15 protein-coding genes and 1 tRNA gene are annotated in these 19,180 nt (G+C 42.6%); 6 read left to right on the top strand and 10 right to left on the bottom strand.

The genetic code is table 11. The features are described 5' to 3' along the window. Positions 1 to 6 precede the first annotated feature (6 nt). Positions 7 to 348, top strand: a complete 342-nt coding sequence (locus tag NWE93_04790) for a hypothetical protein (protein ID MCW3999533.1) — start codon at positions 7 to 9, stop codon at positions 346 to 348. A 23-nt stretch (positions 349 to 371) separates the two neighbouring features. Here the strand turns inward: NWE93_04790 and dnaK are convergent, their stop codons facing one another. From dnaK to NWE93_04770, 4 genes are all read right to left on the bottom strand, one after another. After that, positions 372 to 2,279, bottom strand: coding sequence for a molecular chaperone DnaK (gene dnaK, locus NWE93_04785; protein ID MCW3999532.1), 1,908 nt, complete (start codon positions 2,277 to 2,279; stop codon positions 372 to 374). A 26-nt stretch (positions 2,280 to 2,305) separates the two neighbouring features. Next, positions 2,306 to 2,809, bottom strand: a complete 504-nt coding sequence (locus NWE93_04780; protein MCW3999531.1) for a nucleotide exchange factor GrpE — start codon at positions 2,807 to 2,809, stop codon at positions 2,306 to 2,308. Between the two features lie 22 nt (positions 2,810 to 2,831). Next, complete coding sequence (locus NWE93_04775) at positions 2,832 to 3,236, bottom strand: hypothetical protein (GenBank protein MCW3999530.1); 405 nt, start codon at positions 3,234 to 3,236, stop codon at positions 2,832 to 2,834. Positions 3,237 to 3,472: 236 nt separating this feature from the next. Further along, entirely contained in the window at positions 3,473 to 4,045 is a 573-nt protein-coding gene (locus tag NWE93_04770; protein MCW3999529.1) for a rubrerythrin family protein, read from the bottom strand. 285 nt (positions 4,046 to 4,330) lie between these two features. Here NWE93_04770 and NWE93_04765 point away from each other — a divergent pair, with 285 nt between their 5' ends. Further along, the gene (locus NWE93_04765) at positions 4,331 to 5,968 is read left to right on the top strand and encodes a B12-binding domain-containing radical SAM protein (GenBank protein ID MCW3999528.1); all 1,638 of its coding nucleotides are present in this window, start codon (positions 4,331 to 4,333) and stop codon (positions 5,966 to 5,968) included. On the opposite strand, the gene NWE93_04760 is transcribed toward NWE93_04765, so the two are convergent. From NWE93_04760 to NWE93_04750, 3 genes are all read right to left on the bottom strand, one after another. Further along, positions 5,965 to 6,849 carry a tRNA (adenine-N1)-methyltransferase gene (locus NWE93_04760; GenBank protein MCW3999527.1) on the bottom strand — a complete coding sequence of 295 codons (885 nt, stop codon included), beginning with the start codon at positions 6,847 to 6,849 and terminating at the stop codon, positions 5,965 to 5,967. The two genes, NWE93_04765 and NWE93_04760, sit on opposite strands and share 4 nt — an antisense overlap. A 168-nt stretch (positions 6,850 to 7,017) precedes the next feature. Beyond that, on the bottom strand, positions 7,018 to 7,164 hold the full coding sequence (locus tag NWE93_04755; GenBank protein ID MCW3999526.1) for a hypothetical protein: 147 nt from the start codon (positions 7,162 to 7,164) through the stop codon (positions 7,018 to 7,020). A gap of 13 nt (positions 7,165 to 7,177) precedes the next feature. Continuing rightward, positions 7,178 to 7,456: a hypothetical protein gene (locus tag NWE93_04750; GenBank protein ID MCW3999525.1), complete on the bottom strand. Its 279-nt coding sequence runs from the start codon at positions 7,454 to 7,456 to the stop codon at positions 7,178 to 7,180. A gap of 314 nt (positions 7,457 to 7,770) precedes the next feature. Here NWE93_04750 and NWE93_04745 point away from each other — a divergent pair. Next, positions 7,771 to 7,848 (top strand) — tRNA-Val (locus tag NWE93_04745). Between the two features lie 248 nt (positions 7,849 to 8,096). Here the strand turns inward: NWE93_04745 and NWE93_04740 are convergent. Continuing rightward, the gene (locus NWE93_04740; GenBank protein ID MCW3999524.1) at positions 8,097 to 9,566 is read right to left on the bottom strand and encodes a hypothetical protein; all 1,470 of its coding nucleotides are present in this window, start codon (positions 9,564 to 9,566) and stop codon (positions 8,097 to 8,099) included. A gap of 310 nt (positions 9,567 to 9,876) precedes the next feature. Between NWE93_04740 and NWE93_04735 the strand changes: the two genes are divergently transcribed. The 3 genes from NWE93_04735 to NWE93_04725 are packed head-to-tail and all read left to right on the top strand — an operon-like array spanning position 9,877 to position 15,181. Further along, complete coding sequence (locus NWE93_04735) at positions 9,877 to 11,559, top strand: DEAD/DEAH box helicase family protein (GenBank protein MCW3999523.1); 1,683 nt, start codon at positions 9,877 to 9,879, stop codon at positions 11,557 to 11,559. Beyond that, positions 11,560 to 13,839: a hypothetical protein gene (locus tag NWE93_04730; protein ID MCW3999522.1), complete on the top strand. Its 2,280-nt coding sequence runs from the start codon at positions 11,560 to 11,562 to the stop codon at positions 13,837 to 13,839. After that, complete coding sequence (locus NWE93_04725) at positions 13,832 to 15,181, top strand: helicase-related protein (protein MCW3999521.1); 1,350 nt, start codon at positions 13,832 to 13,834, stop codon at positions 15,179 to 15,181. The genes NWE93_04730 and NWE93_04725 overlap by 8 nt, the downstream gene beginning before the upstream one ends. A 393-nt stretch (positions 15,182 to 15,574) precedes the next feature. Here the strand turns inward: NWE93_04725 and NWE93_04720 are convergent, their stop codons facing one another. Beyond that, positions 15,575 to 16,444, bottom strand: a complete 870-nt coding sequence (locus tag NWE93_04720; GenBank protein ID MCW3999520.1) for a GIY-YIG nuclease family protein — start codon at positions 16,442 to 16,444, stop codon at positions 15,575 to 15,577. A gap of 71 nt (positions 16,445 to 16,515) precedes the next feature. After that, entirely contained in the window at positions 16,516 to 19,173 is a 2,658-nt protein-coding gene (locus tag NWE93_04715) for a DEAD/DEAH box helicase family protein (GenBank protein MCW3999519.1), read from the bottom strand. Positions 19,174 to 19,180 lie beyond the last annotated feature (7 nt).

Below are 19,180 nucleotides of genomic sequence, written 5' to 3'. Positions count from 1 at the left end.
ACGCTCATGGATGCCTTCAAAGTAGTCGTCATCGTAACCTTGGTTGTGGCAGTCGCAGCCGTGGGCTTCATAGCGGCTGTAACATACGATGTCATCGACGGCGCAAAAATTCCCAGCCAGGAATACGGCACCGTAGTCTCCAAAGCAGCGGTAACAAACCAAAAAGCCGCCGATTACGCGGTTACCTTAGTTGACGGCAGAGTATTCTACATCCAAACCCAAGATAACTCCACCCTCTATGGCAGCCTCAAAGAAAACGTAAGCTACGTGTTTAACTGCCGTATAGACTACACAAACCAAATGACCCTGATTTTAAGCGCAACCCAACAGAACAGAACCGCAACATAAAAAGAAAGAAAGGGAAAGATTGCTTATTTGACCTTGTAGTCCTCTGAATCAACCACTTCGGGTCCGCCTGGAGCTCCACCGCCGGTTGGTCCCTCGGGGCCTGCACCTGCGCCGGGCTGTGGACCAGCTTGGCCTTGGGCTTGCTGCTGCTTTGCGGCTTCCGCGGCGGCTTGCTGGTAAACTTTGGTTCCGACTTCCTGAAGCACCTTCTGTAGTGCGTCGGATTTGGCTTTAACCGCTGCCATGTCGTTGCTGGCGAGTGCGTTTTTGAGTTCGGTGACGGCTGCGTCGATTTTGCCTGCTTCTTCTGGGCTGATTTTTCCTGTGAGGTCCTGTTTTGTGCGTTCCGCCGTGTAAACGAGGCTGTCGGCTGTGTTGCGGGTTTCGGCTTCTTCCTTCTTTTTGCGGTCTTGCTCTGCGAATTGGTCGGCTTCTCGGATGAGACGGTCTTTTTCTTCTTTGCTGAGTTTGGTTGAGGCTGAGATGGTGATTTTTGCCTGTTTGCCTGTGCCGCGGTCCTGTGCAGTTACGTTGAGGATGCCGTTAGCGTCGATGTCGAAGGTCACCTCGATCTGTGGCACCCCGCGTGGCGCAGGCGGCAGATCAACGAGGTTGAATTGGCCCAGCGATACGTTGTCGGATGACATGGCGCGTTCGCCCTGCAGCACATGGATGGTGACTGCGGTCTGGAAGTCCCCTGCGGTGCTAAAGACCTGGCTGCGTTTGGTGGGTATGGTTGTGTTTTTGTCGATGACTCGGGTCATGACTCCGCCCAATGTTTCAACGCCTAAGCTGAGTGGGGTGACGTCGAGGAGCAGGAGGTCTTTGACTTCGCCTGTGATGACGCCTGCCTGGATGGCTGCGCCGATGGCGACACATTCCATGGGGTCTAATCCACGTTCAGGGGATTTGCCGAGGATCTGCTCGACGAAGCGCTGCACCAGGGGCATTCTGGTCATGCCGCCGATGAGGATAATTTTGTCAACTTGCTGGGGTGTGAGTTTTGCGTCTTCAAGCGCCTTTAGCAGGGTGGGCCTTGTGCGTTCTACAATGGGCTGTGCGAGGGATTCAAGCTTTGTTCGTGTTAAGGTGAGATGCAGGTGTTTGGGTCCGGAGGCATCTGCGGTGAGGAAGGGCAAATCGATGTCGGTGCTCATCAAAGTTGAGAGCTCAATTTTGGCTTTCTCCGCAGCATCCTTTAACCGAGACATTGCCATGCGGTCGCCGCTGACATCCACGCCCGTTTGCCTCTTGAACTCGTCAATGATGTATGCCATGACCGCTTTGTCCACGTCGGTTCCGCCCAGCTGGGTGTCGCCGCTTGTACTGAGTACCTGGAATACGCCTTTGCCGAAATCCATCAAGGTTACATCGTGGGTTCCGCCGCCGAAGCTGAACACAAGAATCTTCATTTCATGCTCAAGCTTATCGATGCCATATGCCAGGCACGCAGCGGTGGGTTCGTTGATGATACGCATAACCTGGAAGCCCGCGATTTCGCCTGCGTCCTTGGTGGCTTGGCGTTGGTTGTCGTCAAAGTGCGCTGGAACGGTGATGACAGCTTGGTTTATGGTTCCGCCCAGATAGGTCTCGGCGTCTTTTTTGATTTTCTGCAGTACGAACGCGCTGATTTGCTGGGGAGTGTATTCTTTGCCGTAGATTTGGGCTTTGTAGTTGCTTCCCATTTTGCGTTTGATTTCAAAGACGGTTCCTTCAGGGTTGGTGGTGGCTTGGCGCTTGGCGGGTTCTCCGACCAGTAGCTGCCCGTCTTTGGTGAAGGCTACAACTGACGGGAACATTTTGCCCGCCATCGTGGGTCCTTCTGCGCTGGGGATAACTGTTGAGTGTCCCCCCTCGTAGATGGCTGCTGCTGAATTGGTGGTTCCTAGGTCTATTCCTAAGACTTTCTGGTTTGGTTTTTGAGTACTCACTTATTTTTTCCTCCAATAATTTTTTGTTACTTTGAAGTTGGGTTAGCTACTCTAACAATGCTGGCCCGCAGAACCTTATCCTTCATCATGTACCCCTTACGGATTTCCTCCACCACCGTGCAAACCTTCACGTCGTCGCGGTCCTCAGCGGCGATCGCGTGTTCACATGCCGGGTCAAAGGTTTTTCCTTGGCTGCATTCGATGGGTGTGACGCCTTCCTGTTCAAGCACTTTTCGGAGCTTCTTTAGGGTCATCTCGACGCCTTCAACGAGCGTTTTCTGGGAGGTCTCTGAGGCGTTAGCTACTTTAACAGCTAATTCGAGTTCATCGACCACATCGAGCAGTTGTGTGATGATGCGTTCGTTGCAGTAGCTTTTGGTCTGGGCGAGTTCTCGGTCGAAGCGTTTTTTCACGTTTTCGAAATCTGCCTGAAGATACTTGAGCCTTGTAAGGTAATCTTCGGAGCGTTTCTTTTCGGATTCAAGAAGCTTCTCAAAATCGATGGGCTGTGATTCCTTCTCGTCAACCATGCATATTCCTCTAGTCTAGGTTTTATGTGACGTATTTCTGCATTTTTGTGTGCGCTGCGTCGACATCTTGGGTTGGTAGCTCGGGGGGCTGCTCCTGCGTGGCTTGGCTGTTTGGGAGTAGTTTGGCTTGTTCGATAAGTTTGCGGAAGATGATTTCGGTGACTTGGTCTCCTACGGCGTCCTCTTTGAGTTCGTTGTTGAAGGCGTATTTTTTGAAGGCTTCGACGACTTCGTTTTTGTCGATGACGACTTTGGGGTTGTCTATGTCGGTCCATGCGGAGGTCATGAGTTTGTGGCCGAGTTCGATGAGTATGTTGACCATGGATGTGTAGTCTATGTCGAGTGGGGTGTCGCCTGTTAGGAATCGTCCTTTTGTGAGGAGGATTTTTTTGTCGTTTTCAGGGGTTATGGTTAAGCTTCTGCGCATTTATTCACCAGCACAAAGCGGATATTTCACCGCTTCACCTAAAGCACACCTGTGCATGCTCGCTTATAACTTTTCCCCCAAAACAAACCAAAAAAACCATCCCAACCCAAAAACCCCGCAAAAAAAGCTGCTACTGGCTGCGCATACGTTTCCGTATGCCGCCTATATAAAAGGGGCCTATAGAAAAAAATCACAACACAGAACAGCCAATAAAAAAGAAAAGGGTTGATTTAAGGCTAATAGTTTTCAGCCCAAACTTCAAAGTACGCTTTGGGGTGAGCGCACACTGGGCATTTATCCGGAACCGCAGAACCCTCAAACACGTAGCCGCAGTTTCTGCATTTCCACTTAACTGGCGCATCCTTCTTGAAAACCTTCCCCGCTTTGACGTTCTCGAGCAGCTTGCTGTATCGGCGTTCATGGTACGCTTCAACCTTAGCAATCATCCTAAACGTGGTAGCCACATCCATAAAGCCCTCCTGCTCTGCAACATCGCCAAAATTCGGGTAAAGCGTGCCCCACTCAAACTTTTCGCCCTCCGCAGCAGCCTTCAAATTATCCGCTGTAGATGCGATAACGCCTGCTGGGTAGGCAGCTGTGATTTCCACCATGCCGCCTTTAAGGTGCTTAAAGAAGAGTTCCGCATGCTCCTTCTCGTTAGCTGCGGTTTCCTCGAAAATCGCGGCTATCTGCTCATAGCCCTCTTTTTTGGCTACACTGGTAAAGAAGGTGTATCGGTTGCGTGCCTGTGATTCGCCCGCAAACGCTGCTAGTAGGTTCTTTTCGGTTTTGCTTCCAACAAAATCCATACTGTTCGACTCCTGCAATGGTTTTATTTAAAACAGAAATAAAAGCGTATCCCGCCTACGTGGCGCTGTGAATGTATAGGCTTTTATTTTCCCATCGCTCTTTATGTGTTGCCGGATGATGAGAAGGCATTAAATTGACTTAACGGGATGACAACTCAGAGTTACTCAGACGGCACATATTTTCTCCCCCATAGGCTCCATTGATAAAAAGACAAACGTTCAATCGATAGCAATTTTTAAAAGCCCTCCGAACAATTCATATTCTCTACTACAGGAAGCGAAAGGTTGGAAACAGTAACCGGCAAAAAAATCGTCCTCACCGCATCAGCCACAGAGATGAGTGATTTCCTCAACAACCCCTTCATCGCCTTCGTCGGCGGATTCGGCAAAGGCCCCATCCCACTCTCCTATGTGCGCAAAACCCTCTATCCGCACCGCCCCAAAAGACCCGATGGACAAGCAAGCTATGCGCCATACGGACTAAGAAAAGTAGAATCAATACTTTTGGAAGGTGGATTTTCCAGAGACGACATTGCCGTTTCGAACCCTGAAGATCTATACTTATTCGTGGGTCCCCAAACCAAAGTTGTGGGCATCTCAAGCATGGACCCCACCGGCATGGGATACGTCAGCAAAACCTACAGCTCCATCGTCGGTGGCGGCGAACCCATGAACCGCATCGAATTCCGCAAACTCGTCATGCATCCAGCCATCAAAAAATACAAAGGCAGCCTTAAAGTCATCGTTGGCGGCTACGGCTCATGGCAGCTTGAACGCCAAAAGGTTTCCGAGAGCTATGGCGTTGACTGTGTTTTGATGGGTGGCAGACCTGGTCCAATCGTGGATATCTTCAAGAAAGCCGTCAGCGGCGAACCGCTTCCCCGCATCGCCAAAGCAGACGAATTCATCGGTAACTGGAACTACAACCAGGAAATGCCCATCACCCAAAACGTCGCGATTCACGGCGCCGTGGAAATCAGCAAGGGCTGCGGCAGAAACTGCGCGTTCTGCACACCGACTATGCAGCATAAAATCGATGTGCCCCTCGAAAAAATTATGAAGGAAGTGGCATTGAGCACCGCTCAGGGCAGTGACCACATAACGCTGATCACTGAGGATCTGTTTATCTATGGTTCTAAAGACTCCAAGTTTGTGCCTAACCGCGAAGCCGTGGTGAAGCTCTGCAAATCCGTGGCTGATTACCCCGGTGTTAAAAGCATCCAAGCCGCCCATATGTCGCTGGCTCCAGTTTGGCATGACCCCAAGATGGTTCAGCAACTCGCCGAGGTTCTCATCGAGAAATCCTGGTACTCATTTGGCAAGAAACCCATCATAACCGCTGAAACCGGCGTTGAAACCGGCAGTCCACGCCTCATGAAGAAGTACATGGCTGGCAAGATGCTTCCGTTCCAGCCTGAGCAGTGGCAGGACGTAGTCACCAACGCCTTTGGCATTCTCAACGATAACGACTGGTACCCGCTGGCAACACTCATTATCGGGTTGCCTGACGAGAAAGAGGAAGATATGCTTCAAACCCTCGAGTTGATGGATAAACTCAAGGGCTACAACGCATTTTATGTGCCGCTGTTCTTTGTGCCGCTGGAAAACTGCGTTCTGATGAATAAGAAGGGCGCAGAGATGGATTCTCTTTCCAAGGCACGCTGGGACTTCTTTATCAAATGCTGGGAATACAACATCAAAATCTGGAAGCCGACCTTCCTGGAAAATCGCCTGCCAAACCCAATGGTGTATAAGACCTTTGACAAATTCCTCATACCCTACTTCGGCAAAATCCTAGGCACATACTATGGCTTAACACGGGGCAGCAGCGGCGAACAATTCAAGCAGGCAGTTTACCAACTCAGCTTACCCCTACCTGACAACGGCAGAAAAGTGAAAGGGAAAGCTAAAGCAGAGGCTTAAGCAGACTCTTGCTCTGCTATCTCTTCACTGTTTTCTATTTCTAAACTTTCAGGTTCCGCCTCCGCAAGAGCGGTTTCCGGCGGGAGTGGACTGGTTTCTTGGGGTGGCTTGATGATTTTTCTTGCATGCGTTATGTAGCCTGTGTGCCCAGTCATCATGGTGTTGGGGCGGGTTTTGCCGCGTTCCACCTGCATGGTGCGCATGAGGCACTCGACGGTTTCGATGAAGACAAAGCCGCATTCACGCATAGCCTCAGTGGTGCGGACAACCTGGTCGATGGTGGGGCTAAACGAAACCAAAATGCCTGAAGGCTTAAGCGCCACGTAAGCATGGGGCACCACCAGCCAGGGAACCGCCAAATCCAAAATCACCGCGTCCAAGTCACGTTCCTCAATGCCCAAGGTGACATCGCCGCTTTTCATTTCGACGTTGCCGCTGAGTTTGGCCCGCGCAATATTTTTGGCGGCGTTTTTCTGGAATTCTGGGCGCAGCTCATAGGTGTAAACTTTGCCTGTTGGCCCCACGTAGTGGGCAAGTGCAGTGGTGAGGGCTCCGGTGCCTGTACCGGATTCGAAGACCCGGCTTCCGGGTCCTATTCCGCTGAACATAACGATTAGTGAGGCGTCTTTGGGGTAGATGATTTGGGTGTTGCGTCCAGACTTCATGATGTAGTCGGTTAAGGCGGGTTTTAGGGTTGCAAACGTTACGCCTAGGCTGCTTTTGATGGGTTCCCCGTAGGGTTTACCTCTGAGTTCGTCGAGGCGCAAATAGCCCTTGTGGGTGTGGAAGGTTTGTCCAGCTTGCACCTTTATCATGTATGTTCTGCGGGCGTCTAGGTATATGAGCACGTAGTCGCCGTCGCTGATGAGTTCTTGAGCCAACTTTAATCCTCGAGATGTGAAATACCGATTGCCCCATTTAAGCTTTGAAGTCGCAGCAGCGGTTTTCGTCTGATCGTTTTTCTCACAAACAATTGTGGATTATGCGGAATCTGTTTTTGTATAGTTGTTGTTGTGGGGACCCCTCTTTACACAACAACAACCTAAGGCTTATGCAAAACAATGCTTTTTGGCGTCAGGCATTTTGGCATACTGCAGGCTGGTTGTGGAGCCCGCCACAAGCAGAAAGCCCTTATCGCTTTCCTTTTTGGAGGCTGGATGATGGGTTGAATAAGTTGGGGGAAAGCCTGAAGTCAAACCTTGTCCTGAATCATGGGCTAACTTCTAGTTGTTCAACCAGTTTCTTAAATTGTTCTTTCTCTTGCCTAGCTAAGAACATACTTAAACTTGTACAAACACCGAATACTGTGACGCCTACCGCAAGAATACTGTAAGAGAAATAAGCCGCCGCAAAAAGATAGCTGCTGAGAGCAAGGGAAAGCCCGCCGACAAGACAGGTAACAAAGATAATTAGGGGACCACGATTTATTGATCGACTTATTTCATCTAATTGCCTTTTAAATTGAGGCAATTTTGTTTTTTCAGACATTTGACCACCAGAAATTTATTAAATATTACCCTTATTTATCTGTATCTTGAATCAAAAACTTCCCCGATAACTAAACAAGGCGCTCATTCCCTAAGCAGTTCCACGGAGAAAGATTATTTCTGATTTTTACAAAATTTTCAGTGGCGCCATTTTGCTATTGTGTTTTTGGTTTAAATGATTGAAGGTTTGATGTTCCCCTTTTTTGTGTCATAACTGTTTATGCAGTGTAAGTGTTATGTTGCAATACAAAGCGCATATCTCTGAAACGCTAAACCTATATAGGAAAGGCGCATAGAAAACAGGTGCAAACGCGTGGGCCGGTCGTCTAGCCTGGTTAGGACATCTGCTTGACGTGCAGAAGGTCGCCGGTCCGAATCCGGTCCGGCCCACCACTTGATCTTAACACTTTCTGAAAAACTATTATTTTGTTGTAATATTGGTGTATTTCCGTTGATTAGTTGTTTTAAGTGGTTTTCAAACGTTTTACTTAAATTGAAACCTAGTTCTTTCGACTTTTCGACCAATTCCTTGTCTAAGTATAATACCACATTCCCTTTGGTTGGCATTTGCATTCGCATCCAAGGGCATGCGAAGGGAGTTCTCTGTTTTATGTTTGGTCTTTTATGGGTTAATATTTAATTTATTCATGCTTTAGTTTTGCCCAAGCAGCTCTAATGTTTAATGCATATATTACCCAACCCTTCCCTTCAAAACCTAACATGAAAACGGTAGGTCGTCGGATTCCTATCAATTCGCCCTTTGTGATCTCTTCATAACATACCTTAGGTATGCTCACAGTATACTCATCAAGAAATTTGAGAGGGTGATCAACTCGTTCATATGATAACTTCCATGAGTCATCATCCAATGAAAAATCGATGTCTAAATCAGTCTTTTTCAGAATAAGTGCTTTAAAAACATCCCATTCCCTCCGCTGGTCATAACCAGTTCTTCCTATACCCGCAATAACGCCCTTTTTCAGTTCTATTTCAGCACTACTTTCCCATTTACTATACACATATTGTTTGAGAACATAACTAGACGCTTTCTGATTATCTACGGATAGCTTATCAAGGGCATTGTTAAATTTATTAATCCAGTTCCAGTCAAGCGGGACACTGCTGAGGTAAAAGTCTAAAAAGTTGTAAGTAAAGGCACCACCTCTGATATCGCTCCCGATTACGATAAAAAAGGTATGGTTGTTATCTTCTCCGAAAATTCCTTGCAAAACGATAGAAACAACTGCTCGAATATCTTCATAGCGTTTTTCAAGAACTGTTATCAGATTTTCTGATCCTGATCCATATGTTACCTCACCTTCAACGGTGATTGACCAAGGAAATAATTTTGAAGCTGGCGAGAAATCAGTATAAGCATCTGTCGTCCAAAGACGCTCTATCTCACGTAAAAAATCTTTGAAAGAGTTAAAATCAGCCGATTGTGCCTCAGAGGTCAAGTGAATAGCTGATTTAGTATCCCCAAATTCAGCTGGTGAATTATAACTGAATGTTGGAAGCAGTAGGATGCTATCTCCATGTGAGATCTCTTTAGAAGCCTTACAAACACGAAATCTCTCCTTTTTCGAAGGAAATACCGTTATATCATGTTCAAAGAATTCATGGAGAGAACTACCCTTTTCTTCTTTACTACTCGTTAAATATTCTTTTAGTTTTTTTAAGAAATCAACTGCCTCATGAATTAAGCAACTACCAGCTTGTATCCAGTCCTGATTTCCAGCAGGATACCTTTTTTTAATTAAAAATTCGTAGATATCGCCAATCTTAGAAAATTTTCTCTTTACTTCAGAGGCTGTCCCTTGTTCACGATCATGCTCAAAATGATTTCGTAATTCCTTAATTTTTGATAATAACGTTTGGTCAATGTCTTGAGGTATACGTTTTGAATAACCTGAGGCTTCAACTAATATGATGAATAAATTCTTCACCAGATCTTCAAAGCCTTCTTTATCACATGGTATGTCTATTTCACTAAGCGCATAGGAGCTTTTGTTTGTGGTTTTGAAAACCTGTTCTTTGCCAGAATTTTGCGCTATCTCGGCGGATTCACAATAAAGCTGAATTAGCGTTCTTACGTCTAAAGCCTTAGGCATAACTATCAGGTACCGTTTAAAGACTAACTCGTTTGAAAGGCTATTTTAGTTTTCAGGTTTAGTTTCTCCAAACGTTAACTTTTTGGGTTTTCTTATATTTTCTTTATAAAAAACACAGAAAATGATAACTTTTAATTTCTAAATTCTAATCCTCTAAGAGAACAAGCAAGTTCTAAGAATACATACAGGTTAGGAAATATAAAATAGAAAAAATAAGTTTAGCTAAGCATTTTTTAAAAGGCTTGTTTTATCAAAAGTCTTTAATATGAATACGGTTGATTCAAATCTAACTTGTCTATCAGGTGTGCGTATGATTGATATTGACGACGTCTTAGCAAAATATTCAAAAGTCGAGCAACGCGAGTATCAAATTGCCTGCATTAAGGACATTGTCAAAGCTTTTAATGATAAATCCGATATTCTGATTGATTTGCCAACTGGCGCTGGAAAAACTATGGTTTTTAGCCCTATTGCTGCCAATGCAAGCGAAAAACAATTAAGAACACTTGTGCTGACAGCTACAAAACAAGCGCAGCGACGAGTCGGCAACGAAATCGACAAATTCTTACTTCAAGGTAAAGCAGCCCTTGTATTTGGCATGCAAGAATATGATTGCCCTCTATTAAAAAGAAGAGCGGAACCTTTGCATTGCAGAGAGCAAAAGGAGCAATGCAGAAAGCTAAAGATTGAATGCGATGTAATAAAATCGGATAAAGAGTATAATGAACGAAGTCTTGTTGTAAGCAATTTCTCAAAATTTCTGCTCGCAAGAATGGAGACACCGTACGACATCATTATTTTGGATGATTCTCACAGCTTTGAAAATAGCAAAGAACAGGCATATCACCTTTCAATTCAGGGAGGACCTGCAAAAAACCTTTATGAGGCAAAAATTGGCGCACCCAAGCTTCAGGATTTTCTTACAGATTTTATGAGTATATATAGCCAAGTCTTTTCGCGCTGCATAAATCCGGGCGATTCTGATGGACCTATTAGCCAAGAATACATTTCACAATTAAGCGCTTTGACTACAACTTACGATATGAAAGAACTAGAGCAAGAAATAGCAAAATTGCAATACACCAGAGAAGGAGACATTTATTGGAACATTTATTATTTTGTCACAAGGTGCTCAAAATCAAGTGAGTACCAATTCTTCGTGAGAGTTGACTGGTATGATAAAGAAGATTTCGATTCAAGTGAATTAATTTCCATAAAAGAGGATATCGGTTTTCTTATTAACAAACGCTTTGGCAATAGCTCAATTGCCTATGCAACTGCAACACCGGGTGACGCCATTAAGCATGCTAGCACATGTTCATTGAGGGATTACCGTGAAGGAGATTTACGAATAACTCCCTCAAGACAAGTGGTTTATCCCGAAATTGAAAATTGGTTTGAAAAGTTACGTATCTTAGTGGTCACAGATATAGGCGATACAAGAGAAACAGACTCTTTTAACCAAGCTATCGGTCTAACGACAGATATACTTACCAACAGGTCGGAGCGAGCATTAGTTCTATTCAAGAATTATAGAGACCAAAAGAAAGCCAATGATAAACTGGCAAAGATTTTTGCTCAAAATAAGTTGTTTTTCATTGATTCTTCAATTCAAGAATCTGATTTCGTTGAGGATTTAGCAAGTAGGAGTCAAATTTCACTTGCCTCTGCCTCTTCAACACTATGGGAAGGAATCAACATCAAAGACCTTAGAATAGCGGTAGTGGTGACTGCACCTTTCATTAGACCGCCTATTGGAAAAAAGAGCACACATCCGGATGAGCGACGAATGCTAATCAGATTACAGCAGGGTATCGGTAGAATTATCAGACACCCCTCTGATTTTGGGATAGCAGTACTTATGGATAATAGATTTGATAAGTATGTGAGAAGACGAGCTTTCGATAAAAGAATGTTCAAGCAAGTTCAATTTGTTCAAAGCAAAGACGTTTTAGGCATTATCAACGAAACTCTAACAAAGGGTGAGCATTAAATGTATCATGCAAACGGTTTCGAACTTACAAAAGCAAATGATTTGCCAGTTTATACTTATGGGGCTGTAATAAAACCCGAACCTGTAAATCATCCTCAATTTTATCAAATTCTCGGAATATTAGCAAAAAGATTGATGTATGAACAAAGAATACCCATAGTTTCTATCGAGGGACTTATTGAAGCTCTGCCAACGCCGATTTCAGGACCAATGGAGCATTCTGTCTCTCTTCCAGAAGTTGGAAACTTTATAGTGTCCCTAAAACTGCTTAACCAATCAAAAATTGGTCTATCCGATTTTGAAAATTACAGCCATTTAGTTAACCGTTTAGCTGACGTTGCCTTAACTATTTACTCAAAAGAATACTATAAATTTCATCCTAAAGCCCCAAACATCCTTAGAGATGAACCCTATTTTGATAAAGGTTTGATTGAAAAAACTGGAATTCTGGATTCCAAGAGCTATTACAGAGGCTTAATGAATCTTAATGGTAAAATAGTCTTTGTTCTGAACAGAGAGACACAGTTAAGGTCTAACAAGAATCTGCTTATCGAGTTAAAGAGCATTAAGAAAACATTTGAAGAAAAAAACGAAACAGAGATAGATTTCTACGACCCTCCACCAAACTTTGTGTCATTTGCTAATTACTTATTGAAGGGTAAAGCCGCTGACATAGCACACTCGGCATATCCAGGGCCAAGTATTAAAAAAATCAACAGCATAACTTGGAGTTTTAGAGCTGGTGATAAAACACCAGGCATGAACGACACACCAGCTGATTATCTGAAAAACACTTACGGAATAAAAGACATTGACCTGAAGCAACCATTAGTTGTGTACGAAACGGGGGACGGCAAGGTGCGCTATCAAATTCCTCAAATTCTATCGGTTGGTCATAATTTTGAAGATTTAGCAAAAAGAATTTCGAGATGGCAAAGAACACAGGTTTGGGGAAGTATTCATCCTGATTGCAAAAACCAACTTCATAAAATATTTGATATCATCGTGGAAATAGATAGAAATCTCCGAAGAAACATTCCAGAGCTTTATCCTAATTTAGTTGAAATCTCAACTAAAACTATAGATGTTTCATCCTTGGTATCTCAACCAATGGAAATTAAACTAGCCTTCGCCAACAAAGAAATTTCGATAAAACCACCTTATGATACTAATTTCTATCGCAGTTACTCAAACAAAGCACTAACTTTTTCGAAAGCTATTCCAGCCCCCAAGATATTGGTGTGCGTTGAAAAGGAAACTCAACTAATTACGAACTTTCTTGAACAACTGTCTGCTGAATATGAGCGACGAACTAACACATCAATTATTTATGGGCATGCCCCTTTAAAACCAGATGAAACCTATCAATATACAACTTATGACTTGGTTTTAACGATAGGTTCTGATAGCGAAGAGGATGAGGAAAGATATTCATGGTATAAACAAATTTTGCAGAATAAAATAGGGATACCTCACCAAAACGTAACTTTAGAAAATGCCGATGAAAACTCAATCATGCAATTAGTCATGCAGATATGCCTTAAGTTAGGCGGAGACCCATGGTTATTGCCTAAAAATGAATTGCCCCCAATTATTTCAGTGAATAGTTATCTTAATCCATTTACAGAAAAGAAGTATGTTCTAATCTTGGGGGTAGATAACGAGGGTCATATTCTCGAACAGTCGGAACCGTTTACAGAAGAAAGATTTGATGATGCTCTCAAAAAATTGTTAGAATTAAATAGCACTTACAAACGTGTTATTTACTTAACATCTTTTGACAGGTTCCTTTTATTCGATGAGCTGAAAAAGAGGCTTGATCAAACATCAAACGAGTATTGCTTTACTCATGTAGTTGATAACTCACCGTTCAGATTCTTCGAAACATTTGCTCCAAGGAAAGCTCCAGTCTTCGGAAAGAATTTGCCAGAATTAACTCAATGCCCTGTTGAGGCTTTTGAGAGCGCACCGCAAGGAAGGATACTCAAATCAAATGAAAACACGTACTATTTACTAACTGGGAAAACTATTGAAAAAGATGCACTCAAAAGGGGTTGCCCAACGCCCATTCAATTCATAATCGGAGAAAGCAAAGGAACAAGTTGGAATAATGAACAACTTGCGAACCATATTATGGCATTATGCATGATGGGAAGAGCAAGCGGTCACATGACTCGATTACCGATGCCTCTTTACTACCTACAGTCGCTTGGTTACTACATCAACAAATTTGGAATGCCTGAGAACCCATCAATAAAGCGAAAGATATTCTATGTCTAAAGACTACGACTATGAGCTGTGGCTTTGCAACGTGCAAGGCTTATCCAAATTTGAAAGTCTATTACCTGCCCAACTCAAACTGTTGAGAGAAATCTATGAAGCCTTGACAGAAACTAACGAAAAAGTTGTTAGTTTTACCGCCCCTCCTGCGTCAGGGAAGACACATGTAATCGTTTTAACAGCAGTTTATTTGTCCCTAAAAGGCGGTAAAACATGCATTGTTACACCCAACGGCGAATTATCGGTAGATTTTAAGGAAGAGTTAAAACAGATCAAAATTGAAAATCCATCCATTGCTGTGTTATCAATACCTGCATATAGAAAATTAAAGACAAGCTTTGATTATGCTCTGATGGATGAAGCGCACAACTTACGTACTGCATTAGATCTAGATGACAAAATGTTAAGATCCTTCCATTTTAAAGAAGGAGATGGTTTCTATGAGGTTTTGGTGCCTCGGGCAATAACTAAAAAATACAGCACTCGAGAATTGAATATCGAGACAACTACGGATATATTGAAGAAAATTAGTGATACTGAACATTGTGCCGTTTCAAAACAACTGCTTAAAACCTTAACACAATGGCGTGTTTTCTGTGTTTCTTACGGGAATACATGTACCCTTCACTTTCTTCAAGCAGACCCTAAGAAAAGAGATGTTTTACCGAATGGACGGTTGCTGCTATTTTCGGCAACTCGATTGGATGAAGAAGAGTTAAGTTTTTACTGTAATATTAAAAAGTCGCTTGTCAAAACGTTCGGAGAAAACCAGACAGTTTTCACTCCCAAATCAAATGTTACCTATAATTTCCTAGTTTGTACGGATACCGAGAAAATAGCAACGTGCATAGAATTAGTGAAAAACATCAATCAAGCGATGCCAACGCTAATTCTTATGAATAATAAGTTCAATAGTGAAATATGGACTTCCGAATTTTCGAAAGTATTCAATAATAGAGTTGTAAAAATAGACTCGGGACTTTGCTATTCGGACAGAAACAAAGCGTACAAAAATTTTGTCGAAACAGATGATAGAATTTTAATAACTTCATCAAACGTTTTTTGGGAAGGGATTACCATCAAGAAGCTGAGGCTTTTACTAATCCCTTACATACCTTTTCCTCAACCGACTATGTTGGAGTTGGCTGAAGTAAAAAGAACTGAATATGCAAAAATTGCTGAACGAAGACTGATTCAAGGAATTGGAAGAATAGGAAGAGTCCCCGCTTTAAGGGGTGTTTGTATTCTCCTTTTCCAACCCTCCAAATCATTTGAATATTTTACGAAGGTCTCAGCCATTGAACTCTTCGAGCACACAAAGAAAGCCTTGGGTTACAATTAAAGCCATTAATCCAATTTTACACAATATTCTAAAAACCCATTTGCCTAACCTTTCAAGTGGTAAATGTCTTGGCATTGGATAGAGCAGAGAACAAGTTTTGGTGGGAAGGAAAACTTTGGAAACGCAAGTTAGAGATTCTCGATGCCTATTTAGCTAATCCAAATGTCTGAGCTTATGGCACTTTTTAATATTAGTTAACAAATGACCCTCTGCTATAACAGCAAGGGGACATTTTTATTAAATAAGGCAGATTGAAGGATAAACAAATTCTAAAAATTCTTAGAGAATAGAAAATAAAAAATAGAAAACCAATGCGCTATTATGCCTACATTTGAAGGTAATAGAGATAATAATCTGAGGTAACTATAATGGTCTATAATCCATTTAGAGTCATCAGTTATCGATTTTATCATTAACAAGTCTGTAATCGGATATTTCTTTTGTTTCAGTTACTGAGTTTGGAAGCAACGAAGCGTAGTCTCTGATAACCATTCTTTCAAGTGTTACTCTATGGTCAAACAATTCATCAGGTAATACGTTATATCTAAAGTAGTCCCAATTAGGGATAGATGGGTACTCCTTACTTAATCTATCAACAAGATTCATAGCTTCTCCGATGTAAAGCAATTTGTTTTTTGTGTCAATCAAGAAGTATATCACGTTGTTTGCGCCGATTTGGGCTGTCAAGTCTGCTCGTTTATACCATTTGATTTTTTGAATTCTAAGAGTTGGCTTTTGCTCCAATTCATCATCAATTTTATGCAGGACTGGCGACTCGATTAACCGCTTGAACAACTCTGAAAATGCAGGTTTGTGAACATAATATGCGTTAAAATAAAACCTCTTGATCGCTCGATCGTATTCGATGTCTATGAACTCCCAAAAGGGGATTTCATCCTCTACATTTTCTTGATGCCCTTTTAGTCGCCTCAACCTTGACTCAATGTCTCTTGCAAAGCTCATTAGAAAAGCGTCTTTAAGTTCATGTGATAGCTGTCTTTGATACCAAAGACGATAAGCTGGAGATTTCGACCGTTCACCCTCTTTTGCGACTGTAACCCATCCATCGTAGACAATACCCTTGAACTCAACTTGAATCTTAGATGTTGCCATACTCTTAGAATTGCATGTCGAAAAGTCGTCTTCGATTCCCCACATTTTGCAAGCCCAGTGAGGAATCGTTGTCCCATTCTGTCTAAAAAGCGATGAATCAACTTTCTTTCGCCAGAGTGGATGATCAACATCGGATCGTTCAGTCTTCATGTAATCACTTTTACGCTTATTGTAAGTTATCGTATAGCATAATTACGAAATATTTTGATTTCGCCTCAACGTTAAGTCGTTTTTAATGCTTCTATTGGCTTATTTTGCAGGAATGCTTGGATTGCCTTGGGCGTCAAATCATTCTGGACTAACTCGGATAGAATTTTTTCTTTAAACTCCTCATCAAACTCATTAGTCATAACTCCTCGAATGCAAGTGATCAAATTTTTTGTTTTCCCAAAAAGCGATAGCATGTCAGATGGAGTCATAAAGTACAGATTGTTCGCATGTGGCACGGCATTTTTATCTATGATAGTCCGAGGGGTTACAAGTATGCTTCTTACAGCCTTACAGTTCTTCAATTCTGGTTGAACGCTCGCCCACTTCAAATGCCCACTAGCTTGCCTACAATCGTCAACTGAAATAGCGTTTTCTGGTTTAGCCTCAGATTTGCCTTCAAAGAGATATGCAATCTCGTCCCCTAGCTGCCAAATACAATCGGGTGTTGCTTGAGCGTCTGTCTTCCATGAATTAAAACCTAACAAAAGGCCAAGCTCCGCCATACCACTATCGAATTTTGAATGGTTCTTTTCACTTAGTAGCTTTCCGACTACACCTAATTTTCTCGGAATCCCATGTCCCGCGACACCCAATTCCTTTAAAGTATCAGCAATTCCTTCAATGGCGAGCGTTTCAAGTTCGCTTGCAACTGACCGTACTTTATCGGATGGTAACATGGATTTCAATGCCCCAGCGAACCATGATACAGTTTTGCAAGCACTAATAGCATCGCTCATGTGCTTTTCAGCAATTTTCGAATAATATTTGTTTTCCTTGGAAGCAGCAAAAGCCGCGCAAGCTGTTAAGTAATACCAAAAAGCCCTATACGAAGAGAGCCGGGGGTCAGTTAATTTGTCAGTTATTGCTATCCCTCTCTCTACAGCGTCCTTAAAGCGGCCAAACCATAGATCATAAGAAAAGTTAACCTCATTTGCAACACAAGAAGAAAGAATATCGGTTATTTTAGTATCCGGCTGTTCATTGGAGTCACGTATTTCAGCAATTGCTTCTTCGGCGACACCCCAATCAGAGTCTTTATCGTAGAAAGATTTTATCATTGAATTAAGATCATCAATTTCTTTGATTTCTAATCCAAGCACATAATCAAGCTCCCCTCTAATTTCATTATTGAATAGAAGCTGATTCTCCCGTTTGTTACAGAAATCAAGTAACCGTTTCCCAACCATAACAATTAATGACTGGTCAGTTGCACTTCTGGTACAACGACCTACCCCTTGAGCGATCCTTGTCTTTACCCTTTCCCTTAAGAGAACATCCAAACCCAACTTATCTTCTAAGAAGGATTCTTGAAGATTTGTTCCAGTAGGAAGACCGTACATTACAAGCAAGCTACACTTCTTACTTGGTAGATCAATGCCATCATATCGGTTCGTCAGTGCCAAAACAACGTCCTTTGACTCCGAAAAAGGCTCAATAGAGTTTTCGACGTTGATGGCTTCCAAAATCGACAGTTGTTTATTACTACTTTGCAAAACTTGCTCTAAATTTCTCAAGGCCTTACCTGTTGGGCAGAGCGCCAAAGTTCTTTGCGATGAACCGATTAATGCAACAAGCCAAGGTTCGTACTCAGAACTCTCTTTTATTAAATCAGGGAACAAAAATAGCCTACGACCGATTCCATGTTTAAGGTAAATTTTGGGGGTGGGTATTCTCTCAATATGGTTGATACCCGTAATTCTTTCAAGCTCACCCCCGCTCCCTAAAGTAGCGGACATATAGATTCGTTGATTTGCATTATCAAATGGTTTGTGTGTAAGGGTGGGCGAAATATATGGTCGAATTAACAGCTGGTCGCATGAAATATATGCCTGACAGGCATGCAGGCTGTCCTTGATAGATTGCCAAGCATAATAATTTGAAGGATCTATGTCCGGCGACAGATTGCTCTCAAAGAGTTCTTTTATTTCATCTATTCTTTTAAAAAAAATTGCATAAGGTATCATGTCAACCTTTGGTGACTTTCCATGGGTATCAGAGCCATAGAGTATTGTTAGGCTCGGTAAGTCATTATCGAATTTTGATAAGAAATTCTGATATAAGTTTGGAGAATCTCTTCTATTGATCGTAATTGACCAAGGCGAGGATATATAGCCCTCACCGCCATGTGAGTCATCTAAGATAATAGTTTGGGCGTCATCAAATTCGGGATTAGAATTAAACAATCCACTGTATGTTGAGATTGCAACTGATTTTCCCGACCGATAGGACGACACATCTATCGGATTAAAATCCCGCCTTCGGCCAACCAGAACTTTGGCTGGAATGGAGTATTCCTCTGATTTTTTTCCAACTTGATACGCTAACTGTTTTGTTGGACAAAGGTATAAAATTCGCTCCCTTAAAATTCTTCGCCGGTACTCAGCAATCAGCAAACCTACAAGTGTTTTACCTGAACCGGTTGGAAGCTCGATGCTAACATCTTTGGCCTTGATATAGCTCTTTTGATAATCTCTTAAGACATCCGCTTGTGGTGCAAATAATTCCTTTATATCTGGCGACCTATTTTTTAGATCCTTAAATAATGACTCTATATCGCAAGACTGGGCTGTTCTTGATTCAATTCGCCGGAAAGGACTCTTACTAGACATCGTTTGCTTCACTTTTATACGATAAGGAATTATCTTTTTAATAAGTTCATCGAAAGTCAAGCCAAAC

Source organism: Candidatus Bathyarchaeota archaeon (genome assembly GCA_026014735.1).
Lineage (GTDB): Archaea > Thermoproteota > Bathyarchaeia > Bathyarchaeales > Bathycorpusculaceae > Bathycorpusculum.
This window is presented reverse-complemented; position numbering and strand designations above follow the sequence as displayed.